Source organism: Aliiroseovarius sp. S1339, assembly GCF_023195695.1.
GTDB lineage: Bacteria > Pseudomonadota > Alphaproteobacteria > Rhodobacterales > Rhodobacteraceae > Aliiroseovarius.
Genome location: NZ_JALPQG010000001.1, coordinates 150,679 through 162,212, shown reverse-complemented (window position 1 = coordinate 162,212; position 11,534 = coordinate 150,679). Strand labels below are relative to the sequence as shown.

Sequence of the window (11,534 nt, the reverse complement as noted above, 5' to 3'; positions counted from 1 at the left end):
CGGGCATCGCGCCATCATCACAACACTTGCCAAGAATCACATCCTTGCGTCAGGTAGGCGGGATTACGATGTCATGTCTTGCGGGGGGATGAACAGGATGGACGCACCGAAGCTCTGGTTTGCACGGGACGAATATCAGGACCGGCTGGCAAAGACGCGCCGAGAGATGGCGCGGCATGACCTTGACCTTCTGATCGTCACCGACCCGTCCAACATGAACTGGCTGACTGGCTATGACGGCTGGTCCTTCTATGTCCACCAATGCGTGGTTGTCACGATGGACGGCCTGCCGATCTGGTTCGGACGTGGGCAGGACGCAGCAGGCGCACTGCGCACCTGTTACATGTCCCCTGAACACATCATCGGCTATCCCGATCATTACGTGCAATCCACCGAGCGTCACCCGATGGACTACCTATCCGCACAACTGGTAGATCGCGGGCTTGATAAAGGCCGGGTAGGGGTCGAGATGGACAATTACTGGTTCACCGCCGCCGCCTTCGCGTCGCTGCAAATGCACCTGCCCAACGCGAAATTCACCGACGTCACCGCCTTGGTGAACTGGCAACGCGCGGTGAAATCCGAGGCCGAGATCACCTATATGCGTCAGGCCGGGCAGATCGTCGGCAAGATGCACCAGCGGATCTTCGACAAGGTGGAACCCGGCCTACGCAAATGCGATCTGGTGGCCGAGATTTATAATGCTGGCCTGCGATATGACAATACGCTTGGGTATGGTGGCGACTATCCGGCCATCGTGCCTCTGCTGCCCTCGGGCGCAGATGCCGCGGCCCCGCATCTGACCTGGGACGATCAGCCAATGAAATCCGGCGAAGGCACGTTTTTCGAGATCGCGGGCGTCGTCCACCGTTATCACTGCCCTCTGTCGCGCACCGTGTTTCTGGGCAAGCCCACACAAACCTTTCTGGACGCCGAAAAAGCGGTGCTGGAAGGGATGGAGGCCGGGTTGGACAAGGCGCGCGTGGGCAACACCTGCGAGGACATCGCGCTTGCTTTCTTTGGTGTGTTGAAAAAATACGGGATCGAGAAAGATAACCGCACCGGCTATCCCATCGGCCTGTCCTATCCCCCCGATTGGGGCGAGCGGACCATGTCACTGCGGCCCGGCGACAAGACGGTGCTTGAGGAAAACATGACCTTTCACTTCATGACTGGTCTATGGATGGAGGATTGGGGGTTTGAGATCACTGAAAGCATACGCATTAGTATGGACGGACCGGAATGTCTGTCCAACGTACCCCGCCGTATGTTCGTGAAGGATTGAGCCATGATCAAGAACCCGATCACGCCCACCATCCCGCTGGATCAAGACGGCGAGCATCACGGCTTTCTGAGGCTGCCCTATAGCCGCGATGACAGCGCCTGGGGGTCGATCATGATCCCGATCACGGTCATTCAGAACGGCCCCGGTCCCACGGCGCTTCTGACAGGGGCCAATCATGGCGACGAATATGAAGGGCCGATTGCTCTGCAGGAACTGACCGTGACCCTGAAGGCGGAAGAGGTCACAGGGCGGGTGATCATCGTGCCTGCCTTCAACTATCCCGCCTTCCGCGCGGGCACCCGCACGTCGCCGATCGACAAAGGAAATATGAACCGGTCTTTTCCCGGCCGCCCGGATGGCACGCCAACGGAGAAGATCGCGGATTATTTCCAGCGCGTGCTGCTACCGATGGCCGATATCGCGGTTGATTTTCACTCCGGTGGTAAAACGCTGGATTTCGTGCCCTTCGCTGCGGTGCATATACTGGACGACAAGGTGCTTGAGGCTGATTGCGCGCGCGCCATGCAGGCGTTCAACGCACCTTTTTCGGTGCAACTTCTAGAGATCGACAATGTCGGGATGTATGACACCGCCGTCGAAGACATGGGCAAGGTGCTGGTCACGACGGAATTGGGCGGCGGGGGCACCTCCACCGCGCGCTCCAACGCGATCGCCAAGAAGGGCGTGCGCAACGTGTTGATCCATTGCGGCATTCTACAAGGCGAGATGCAGATTGACGAAACTGTAAAACTGACCATGCCCGACGATGACTGCTATCTGTTCAGCGAAGACGACGGAATGTACGAGGCCATGGTGGATCTGGGCGATCCGGTCAACAAGGGCGATGTCGTGGCGCGTCGCTGGCCGCTGGACCGCACCGGGCAGTTGCCGGTGGACTATCACGCGCGGCGCGACGGTATTCTGATCAGCCGCCACCATCCCGGGCTAATCAAGGCAGGGGACTGCGTGGCGGTGATCGGTGTGGCCGAGCGCTGAGAATACTGGATTTCACTCCGGTCTTGCGCTATCCAGACCTTGACCCAAGCAATAAAGGCATTGCGCGCTGCTGCTGGGGCTGAGCGGAGCTGACCCGCCCGACCCAAAGCCGCACGACGCCAAGGGTCCATGCGCTAAAGCTCCTATCGTCTTTGAACCCGGCGGCGCGCCGCCTAACGATTGAGGTAAGCCATGCTTCACAACGACCAACTTGACCAGTGGGATCGCGAAAACTTTTTCCATCCTTCAACCCATCTGGCCCAACACGCACGCGGCGAAAGCCCGACCCGCGTCATCCGCACTGCATCCGGTGTGCATATCGAGGATCGTGACGGCAACAAGCTGTTGGACGCTTTTGCCGGGCTCTATTGTGTGAATGTCGGCTATGGTCGGTCCGAGATCGCGGATGCCATCGCCGATCAGGCGCGCGAACTGGCTTATTACCATTCCTATGTCGGTCACGGCACCGAGGCGTCGATCACCCTGTCCAAGATGATCCTGGATCGCGCGCCTGCGAATATGTCCAAGGTCTATTTCGGGCTGGGTGGGTCGGACGCGAATGAAACCAACGTGAAATTGCTGTGGTATTACAACAATATCCTTGGGCGACCCGAGAAGAAGAAGATCATCTCGCGCTGGCGGGGCTATCACGGGTCGGGGCTTGTCACCGGATCGCTGACGGGGCTTGAGCTGTTTCACAAGAAATTCGATCTGCCACTGGCACAGGTGATCCACACCGAGGCTCCTTATTACTTCCGCCGCGACGATCTGAACCAGAGCGAGGCGGATTTCGTCGCCCATTGCGTGGCCGAGCTTGAGGCGCTGATCGAACGCGAAGGGGCCGACACCATCGCGGGCTTCATTGGCGAGCCCGTTTTAGGCACCGGTGGTATCGTTCCCCCACCGGAAGGCTATTGGGCAGCCATTCAGGCGGTTCTGAAAAAACACGACATCCTTTTGATCGCGGACGAGGTCGTGACCGGGTTTGGACGGCTGGGCACCATGTTCGGGTCGGACCATTACGGAATGACGCCCGATATCATCACCATCGCGAAGGGTCTGACCTCGGCCTATGCGCCGCTGTCCGGGTCGATCGTTTCCGACAAGGTGTGGAAAGTGTTGGAGCAGGGCACGGACGAAAACGGCCCCATCGGCCATGGTTGGACCTATTCCGCGCATCCGATCGGAGCGGCAGCTGGGGTGGCGAACCTGAAGCTGATTGATGATCTCAACCTGATTGAGAACGCAGGTGAGGTGGGCAAGTATTTGCAGCAAGGGATGAAAGACGCCCTGTCAGATCACGCCCATGTCGGCGATATCCGCGGTGAAGGGATGCTCTGCGCCGTCGAGTTCGTAAAAGATCGCGACAGTCGAACCTTCTTCGACGCGGCCGACAAGATCGGCCCGCAGATATCTGCCAAGCTGCTTGAGCAAAGCAAAGTGATCGCTCGCGCCATGCCGCAAGGCGACATCTTGGGGTTTGCGCCGCCGTTCTGCTTAACGCGGGATGAGGCCGACACGGTGATCGCCGCAACCGCGCGGGCTGTGAAAACGGTGCTGGGCTGATCTTAACGCGGCAATGCGGCGGCAGTTTTGGCCAAGGCCGTGATTGCCGCCCAGTCGCCAGCTTGGACCAGATCGCCGGGTGCGACCCATGACCCCCCGACGCACAGCGTGTTGGGCAGGGACAAGTAGTCACTTGCATTCGACAAGCTGACACCGCCGGTCGGGCATAAGCGGATCTGGGGCAGGGGCGAGGACAGAGATTTCAAGAAGGGCGCGCCACCTGCGGCTTCTGCCGGAAAGAACTTTTGCACGGTATAGCCGCGTTCCAGAAGGCGCATAGCCTCGGACGCGGAACTTGCACCGGGCAGCAGTGGCAGATCGTTGGCCTCGCACGCATCTAGCAGACGATCCGTTGCGCCGGGCGAAACGCCAAAGGTTGCACCCGCCTTCTTGGCGTTTTCCACGTCCTTGGCGGTCAGCAATGTGCCAGCCCCGACAGCCCCACCCTCCACGCGCGCCATTTCGGCGATGACCTCAAGCGCCACGGGCGTGCGCAGGGTGACTTCCAACGCAGGCAGGCCGCCTGCCACCAAGGCCGCAGCCAATGGCGCCGCGTGGGCAACGTCATCCACGACCAGAACCGGAATGACCGGGGCCAATCGACAGATTTTCTCAGCGGCGATGCTTGCCTCTTGCGGGGTCATGATTGTCTCCTTCAGGAAATCGAGGATGCGCCTTCGGTCGCAGAGCTGGCTGCGCGTCGGAAGGTTTCGAAAAGCTCACGGCCCATGCCATCGGTATTGTCGCTCAGGTCGATCTGCACGGCGGGCCGGTCCATGGCGCCTTCGGTCAGAACTTCAAGCGTGCCATTCTCGGCGTCCAGCCGGATCATGTCACCGTCGCGGATACGGGCGATAGGTCCGCCGCTGGCGGCTTCGGGGGCCACATGGATCGCAGCGGGCACCTTGCCCGACGCCCCTGACATCCGCCCGTCCGTCACCAGTGCCACCCGCTGACCGCGCTGTTGCAAAACCGAAAGCGTTGGTGTCAGGCTGTGTAGTTCAGGCATCCCGTTGGCGCGCGGTCCCTGAAAGCGCACGACGACGATCAGGTCGCCCACAAGCTCGCCTGCCTTGAAGGCGGCCTTGACGCTGTCTTGGTCGTGAAACACGCGGGCAGGGGCTTCGATCAGGTGGTGCTTGGGATCAACGGCCGAGACCTTGATGACACCGCTGCCAAGGTTGCCCGACAATTGCACCAACCCGCCGGATTGTGCGAAAGGGTCAGAGGCAGGACGCAGAATCTTGTCGTTCAGGCTTTCACGCGGGCCGGGTTCCCAACGCACCCGGTCGCCGTCTAGTTTCGGCTCCTGCGTATAGGCGGTCAGATCGCCCATGATGGTCTTTGCATCGGGGTGCAGAAGCCCGGCGTCCAGCAGCTCGCCGATCATGTAGCCAAGACCGCCTGCGGCATGGAAGTGGTTCACATCTGCCAGCCCGTTGGGATAGACCCGCGCCATCAGGGGCACGATGGCCGAGATATCGGCGAAATCCTCCAGCGTCAGAATGATCCCCGCAGCGCGCGCCATGGCAGGCAGATGCAGGACAAGGTTGGTCGACCCACCCGTGGCCATCAGCCCAACCAGTCCATTCACGAATGCTTTTTCGTCCAGAACGTGCCCGGCGGGGGTGAAGCCAGCGCTGCCGTCTTTTGTGATCGCCAGCGCGCGTCGCGTCCCTTCTGCGGTCAAGGCCTCGCGCATGTCGGTATGTGGCGTGACAAAGGACGCGCCGGGAAGGTGCAGCCCCATGAATTCCATCAGCATCTGGTTGGTGTTTGCGGTGCCATAGAACGTGCAGGTGCCGGGACCGTGATAGGCCGCCATCTCGGCCGCCATCAGCTCTTTGCGGCCCACTTCGCCGGTGGCGAATTGCGTACGCACCTTGGCTTTTTCGTCGTTTGACAGGCCCGAGGTCATCGGCCCGGCTGGCAAGAACACCGTCGGGATATGCCCGAAACTTGCCGCCGCGATCACCAGGCCGGGCACGATCTTGTCACAGACGCCCAGAAACAGCGCCGCGTCAAAGGTGTTGTGGCTGAGTGCAACAGCCGAGGCGAGCGCGATCACGTCGCGCGAAAACAGGCTCAGTTCCATTCCGGTTTCGCCCTGCGTGACCCCGTCGCACATCGCAGGCACACCGCCGGCCACCTGCGCGGTTGCACCTTCGTCGCGGGCAATGCGCTTGATCAGGTCGGGGAAGGTCGCGAAAGGCGCATGGGCCGACAGCATGTCGTTATAGGCCGTCACGATGCCCAGGTTTGGCGCGCGCCCTTCGGCCAGCCGGTCCTGATCGGGTCCGGCCCCGGCATAGGCATGCGCCTGACCCGAGCAGCTAAGATGCGCGCGGCGCGGTCCGTCCTCGGCTGCGCGGTTGATCTTGTCCAGATAAGTCTGGCGGGTGTCCTTGGATCGCGCGATGATCCGGTCGGTTACCGTCAGAAGATCGTTGCTCAGGGTCATGGCTCGTGTCCTGTGATTTATCCCCGCAATTATGCGGTATGCCGAAAGGATATCTGTTGAAAGCCGGTTTAACACATTTGCCAGCCAGCCATTACGCGTGTTCATAGCAGGATATGATAGCGCTAACAAACTAAAATTATTTTTCAAGCGAATTTGGCCAGTTGAAAAGCGAAGTTTGATCGCGACAAGCATTACGGGTTCCCAACAACTGCCCTACAAGATAGGCAAGACGCGACGCCAGATATCGGAAGACCAAATTTATGGATGAAGCTGAAAACACCAACCACCGGCCAACGATCCGACTGAACCCCAAGGCGAATGCACGCGCCATCCGACATGGCGCGCCTTGGGTTTTTGACAATGAGGTGGTCACCGACCGGCGCACCAAGAAAATCGCGGTTGGAGCCATTGCTCGTTTGGAAGACAGTGCGCGCGATCCCATGGGTTTGGTCGCCGTGAACCTCAATTCGCGGATCATCGCGCGTATGCTCGATCGAAATCCCGAGGCCGTGATTGACCGCGCCTGGCTGGCCGCCCGGCTGAAAGCGGCGCTGGATCACCGTGAAACCCTTTATGATGCGCCATTCTACCGCCTGATCCACGCCGAGGCCGACGGGCTTCCCGGCGTGATCATCGACCGGTTCGGCGATACTGCCGTTATCCAACCCAATGCGGCGTGGGCCGATGTGCTGATCAACGATCTGGCGGCAGCGCTGGCGGATGTCACGGGCGTGACCACGATCCTGAAAAACGCGGCAGGTCGCGCCCGGGCGCTTGAAGGGCTGGACGAGCAAAGCAGCGTGTTGCTGGGCCAAGCGCCCGACGCACCGATTGCGGTGCCAATGAATGGCGCCACCTATATGGCAGACCTGACAGGCGGACAGAAAACCGGGCTGTTCTTTGACCAACGGCCCAACCATGCCTTTGCCGCAAACCTGTCCAAAGGCGCGCGGGTGCTGGATGTGTTTTCCCACGTGGGCGGGTTTGGCCTTGCTGCGCTTGCAGGGGGTGCGACCTCGGCTTTGGCGGTCGACGGATCAGCGCCTGCTTTGGCTTTGGCCGAGGAAGGTGCACGCCAAATGGCGGCAGGTGACCGTTTCTCGATCCGACAAGGCGACGCGTTTGACGTGCTGACTGCCCTCGGTGAAGAAGGCGCGCAGTTCGACGTGGTGATCTGCGACCCGCCAGCTTTCGCGCCGTCAAAGAAGGCGCTGGAACCCGGATTGCGCGCCTATGAGCGTCTTGCGCGATTGGCAGCACCACTGGTGGCCCCCGGTGGATACCTCGCCCTGTGTTCGTGTTCGCACGCCGCGACAATCGACAAGTTTCGCGCCTCGTCCATCCGGGGCATCGGCCGGGCCGGGCGGGCCAGCCAGTTGATCCACACCGGCTTTGCGGGCGCAGATCACCCGATGCACCCGCAACTGGCCGAAAGTGGCTACCTGAAGGCGCTGTTCTTCCGGCTGCTGCCATGAAAGTCCTGATCGACGCCTGCGTGCTTTACCCGACGGTGATGCGCGAGATGGTGTTGAGCACGGCGCAGGAGGGGTTTTTCACCCCTCTGTGGTCGCCCCGCATTCTGGAAGAATGGGCGCGCGCCGCGGCCAAGCTTGGCCCCGATCAGGAGAGTGTCGCGCGTGCCGAGATCGCGCTCTTGACGGCTCACTGGCCCAAAGCCAGCGTTTTGCCCCATGACGGCGATTTGCGTCGCCTCTGGCTGCCCGACGAGAACGACATTCACGTGCTGGCCGCCGCCATTGCAGGCGGGGCGGATGTGCTGTTGACCATGAACAACGCCGATTTCCCCCGCCATACGCTGGCCGAGGAAGGACTGCGCCGTGAAAGCCCTGACTTGTTCCTGCGCGAGTTTCTGGATCAAGACGCCGAGACGATGACGCGCATCGCAACCCGCGTTTTGACCCAAGCAAGAACACTATCAGGCGAGGATTGGACCATCCGCCGGCTGATGAAAAAGGCGCGCCTGCCACGGTTGGGCAAGGCGCTTGACGCGCTCCTCTAACCGTTTCCTGCGGTTGCGGTCAGGTCACCCACTTGGCTTCGTTCTTTTCAATTGCGGCAATGCGCTCGGCTGTTTTGGGGTGGCTCATCAACCAGGCGGGCATGACGCCGGACCGATTTTTCGTCAGCGCATCCAATTTGCCAAACAGTGACTTTTGCGCCTCGGCCCCGATCCCCGATTTGATCAGCAATGCGGTCGCATAGGCGTCCGCCTCGTATTCATCGCCGCGGCTCAGACCTGCGGCAACAAGCCGTGTCAGAAACCGCGCGATATAGACACCCGCGCCGGGCAGAAAGCGCGAGATCATCATCGACAGGACCGTGCGCAGGGCATTTTGACCGGAAAAGTCGATCATCCGCTTGCGCGCATGTCCCAATGCCACGTGGCCAAGCTCGTGCGCAATCACGCTGGCCAGTTCTTCGGCCGTAACGCGCCCTTGCCGATATTCGTTGAAAAACCCGCGGGTGATGAAAATCCGACCGTCCGGCGCGGCCAGCCCGTTCACCGGGTCAATCTCGTAGATATGAACCGGAATGTCTGCGATCTCCAGTGACGCCGCCATCCGGTCCGTCAGCGCCTTCAGCTTCGGATCGGCCAACCGCGTCGATTGGGCGTCCAACTCGCGATGGGTGCGCCAGACCGAGAAATGGTAGAGCAAAAGGCCATACGCGATCGGCAGAAGAATGGGGATCAGCTTCAACATAGGCGTTATATGGGTGCTATTTTATCCGCTGGAAAGGGATTAACGCGACAAGGCGTCGGATTTCAGCGCCTCTTGCGCGTCTTTCGCTTTCAGGACAGCGCGGATCCAGACCAACATCACCACCGCGACGATCACAGCGACCAAAAGCCCCGCGATATTGCCAAGAAGGGCTGCCAGACTTTCGATGCGGGATGCAAACCCATAGCCAAGCCCGACATAAAGGCTGACCCAGATTGTTTCCCCAAGAATATCCCAGACCGCAAATCGCACCCAACCCAGCCCGGTTGCGCCAGCCACGAAATTGACCCATGGCCCCAAGGGGGCAACAGCCCATGTCGACAGAAAAACGCCAGTGCCGCCGTATTTGTCCACGAAGGCGCGCGCCCTTTCCAATATGGTTCGTTTTGCGGGCGTGCGCGCCAGCCATTGCAGGGCGCTTGCCCCACCAAATCGGCCAATCGCATAGCCTGTCTGATCCCCTATGACCGCGCCCACAAAGGCAGAAAACATGACATTAACCAGCGAAAGATCCCCCGCCGCCGCAAACGCGCCGCCTGCCAGCATCATCAGAGAGGTGGGGATGGGAAGCGCGAGACACGACAGAAAGGCCGAGAGGAAAACCACGATAGGGCCATAGTCCAAGAGCAGGGCAAAGACGGCTTCGGTGGTGATCATTGGCCCCCACCGGTTTCGCTGTCAGCTTGAGAGGCGCGGTGCGCGGCAATGGCGGCTTCCAGATCGGCGATCATAACGTCCAGCGGGATACCGCGAGCCTCGGCAAGTCGGCGCAGACTGCTTGGGCCATCACCCGGTTGGCCCAGTTGCAATGCCTCAAACATCACCTGTCGCGGGACATCCCACGAATAGGCAACGTATCTTGCGGTCATCCATCCCTCGATCGGTTGGTCGATATGGGCGGGATCGTTCCAGTATATCCAGCTGGCGGTTGTTCGGACGGCAAAAAAGACGCTCATTGCCAAGGCGACCGCCAGAATAAGCGTCGCAATTGGGGCCGCGCCCCAGATGCGTTTGATAAATGAAAACATCGCGGTTTCCTTGCCGGTTGGGTCTTGAACGCGTGGGCGCAGAACTTCCGTCGTTTAGCGGCCCAATTCTTTCATCCCGCGCTCGATCCCCTCAAGCGTCATTGGGACCATGCGACCCTCAAAAATCTGGCTGATCATTTGCACTGACTGGGTATAGCGCCAGTGATGCTCCGGCAGCGGGTTGATCCACAGGTTGTCGGGCCATTGCTCACGCGCGCGCTCCAGCCAGACCTGACCGGGCTCATCATTCCAATGTTCGTTGGCGCCACCGCGATAGGCGACCTCGTAGGGGCTCATCGACGCATCACCGACGAAGATGCATTTGTAATCCGAGCCATAGGTGCGCAGCACCTCCCATGTGGGGATCTGATCGGTCCAGCGTCGGGCATTGTTGCGCCATACACCTTCGTAAAGGCAGTTGTGGAAATAGTAGTATTCCAGATGCTTGAACTCCGCGCGGGCGGCGGAAAACAACTCTTCGACGACCTTGATATGCGGGTCCATTGATCCGCCAACATCCAGAAACAACAGGACTTTTACCGCATTGTGCCGCTCGGGCCGGGTTTTCACGTCGAGATAGCCGTGTTCGGCGGTGGCGCGAATGGTGCCGTCCAGATCAAGCACTTCATGCGCCCCGTCGCGCGCCCAGTTGCGCAGGCGTTTCAGGGCGACCTTGATGTTGCGCGTGCCCAGCTCGACCGAGTCGTCCAGATTGCGAAACTCGCGTTTGTCCCAGACCTTCACCGCGCGTTGATGGCGAGATTTGTCCTGCCCGATCCGCACGCCTTCGGGGTTGTAGCCGTAAGCGCCGAAGGGCGAGGTGCCGGCGGTCCCGATCCATTTGTTACCGCCCTGATGACGCCCTTCCTGTTCCTTCAGACGCTCTTTCAGGGTTTCCATCAGCTTGTCGAACCCGCCAAGCGCCTCGATCTCGGCCTTTTCCTCATCGGTCAGGAATTTCTCGGCCATCTTGTCCAGCCATTCCTGCGGGATATCCACGGCTTCCAGCATTTGCTCGGCGGAAATCGCTTCAAGCCCTTCAAATGTCATCGAAAACGCGCGGTCGAATTTGTCGAGGTTGCGTTCGTCCTTCACCATCGCAACGCGGGCAAGGTAATAAAACCCCTCGATGTCATAGGTGACCAGCCCGGCCTTCATCGCTTCCAGAAACGCGAGAAATTCGCGCAGCGAGACCGGCACTTTGCTTGCGCGCAGGTTTTCGAAGAAGGGCAGGAACATCGGTCGGACCTAGCGGCTGATGAAGATCGAGGCGAAGAGGGCGATCAGGGCAAACCCAAGGGCATGAACGGCGGCGTATTGCGCGATGTCCAGCCGATTGCCGCCCCGTTTGCGGGCGCGCATAACGCCAACTAATGCCCCGAAGATAAGCGCCGCGATGACCAGCATATCTGCCTCTACCCTTCAAAAAGGGCGGTCTTGGACGGCCCCCGTTCCCT

12 protein-coding genes are annotated in these 11,534 nt (G+C 60.3%); 5 read left to right on the top strand and 7 right to left on the bottom strand.

From position 1 onward, the window contains the following. The first annotated feature begins 97 nt into the window (after nt 1-97). The 3 genes from doeA (at nt 98) to MUY35_RS00725 (ending at nt 3,847) form a co-directional block, all read left to right on the top strand. On the top strand, nt 98-1,285 hold the full coding sequence (gene doeA, locus MUY35_RS00735; RefSeq protein WP_248363049.1) for an ectoine hydrolase DoeA: 1,188 nt from the start codon (nt 98-100) through the stop codon (nt 1,283-1,285). Between the two features lie 3 nt (nt 1,286-1,288). Further along, nucleotides 1,289-2,281 carry a N(2)-acetyl-L-2,4-diaminobutanoate deacetylase DoeB gene (gene doeB, locus MUY35_RS00730; RefSeq protein WP_248363047.1) on the top strand — a complete coding sequence of 331 codons (993 nt, stop codon included), beginning with the start codon at nt 1,289-1,291 and terminating at the stop codon, nt 2,279-2,281. A gap of 192 nt (nt 2,282-2,473) precedes the next feature. Further along, nucleotides 2,474-3,847 carry an aspartate aminotransferase family protein gene (locus MUY35_RS00725; RefSeq protein ID WP_248363045.1) on the top strand — a complete coding sequence of 458 codons (1,374 nt, stop codon included), beginning with the start codon at nt 2,474-2,476 and terminating at the stop codon, nt 3,845-3,847. 2 nt (nt 3,848-3,849) lie between these two features. On the opposite strand, the gene eda is transcribed toward MUY35_RS00725, so the two are convergent. After that, nucleotides 3,850-4,491: a bifunctional 4-hydroxy-2-oxoglutarate aldolase/2-dehydro-3-deoxy-phosphogluconate aldolase gene (eda, locus tag MUY35_RS00720; RefSeq protein ID WP_248363043.1), complete on the bottom strand. Its 642-nt coding sequence runs from the start codon at nt 4,489-4,491 to the stop codon at nt 3,850-3,852. A gap of 11 nt (nt 4,492-4,502) precedes the next feature. Continuing rightward, complete coding sequence (gene edd / locus MUY35_RS00715; protein WP_248363041.1) at nt 4,503-6,308, bottom strand: phosphogluconate dehydratase; 1,806 nt, start codon at nt 6,306-6,308, stop codon at nt 4,503-4,505. A gap of 260 nt (nt 6,309-6,568) precedes the next feature. On the opposite strand from edd, the gene MUY35_RS00710 reads away from it, so the two are divergent. Both MUY35_RS00710 and MUY35_RS00705 read left to right on the top strand, forming a co-directional pair. Beyond that, nucleotides 6,569-7,783, top strand: coding sequence for a class I SAM-dependent rRNA methyltransferase (locus tag MUY35_RS00710; protein ID WP_248363040.1), 1,215 nt, complete (start codon nt 6,569-6,571; stop codon nt 7,781-7,783). After that, nucleotides 7,780-8,328 carry a PIN domain-containing protein gene (locus MUY35_RS00705; protein WP_248363038.1) on the top strand — a complete coding sequence of 183 codons (549 nt, stop codon included), beginning with the start codon at nt 7,780-7,782 and terminating at the stop codon, nt 8,326-8,328. The genes MUY35_RS00710 and MUY35_RS00705 overlap by 4 nt, the downstream gene beginning before the upstream one ends. 19 nt (nt 8,329-8,347) lie before the next feature. On the opposite strand, the gene MUY35_RS00700 is transcribed toward MUY35_RS00705, so the two are convergent. Genes MUY35_RS00700 through MUY35_RS00680 form a run of 5 tightly spaced genes read right to left on the bottom strand, consistent with a single transcriptional unit; the run spans nt 8,348 to nt 11,484 of the window. Next, nucleotides 8,348-9,031, bottom strand: a complete 684-nt coding sequence (locus tag MUY35_RS00700; RefSeq protein WP_248363035.1) for a M48 family metallopeptidase — start codon at nt 9,029-9,031, stop codon at nt 8,348-8,350. Nucleotides 9,032-9,070: 39 nt separating this feature from the next. Continuing rightward, the gene (locus tag MUY35_RS00695) at nt 9,071-9,706 is read right to left on the bottom strand and encodes a VTT domain-containing protein (RefSeq protein ID WP_248363033.1); all 636 of its coding nucleotides are present in this window, start codon (nt 9,704-9,706) and stop codon (nt 9,071-9,073) included. Further along, nucleotides 9,703-10,077, bottom strand: coding sequence for a hypothetical protein (locus tag MUY35_RS00690; protein ID WP_247035924.1), 375 nt, complete (start codon nt 10,075-10,077; stop codon nt 9,703-9,705). The genes MUY35_RS00695 and MUY35_RS00690 overlap by 4 nt, the downstream gene beginning before the upstream one ends. 54 nt (nt 10,078-10,131) lie before the next feature. Beyond that, on the bottom strand, nt 10,132-11,316 hold the full coding sequence (locus MUY35_RS00685; protein ID WP_248363031.1) for a VWA domain-containing protein: 1,185 nt from the start codon (nt 11,314-11,316) through the stop codon (nt 10,132-10,134). 9 nt (nt 11,317-11,325) lie between these two features. After that, a complete protein-coding gene (locus MUY35_RS00680; RefSeq protein WP_247035921.1) occupies nt 11,326-11,484 on the bottom strand; it encodes a hypothetical protein in 159 nt (52 codons plus the stop codon). Between the last annotated feature and the right edge of the window lie 50 nt (nt 11,485-11,534).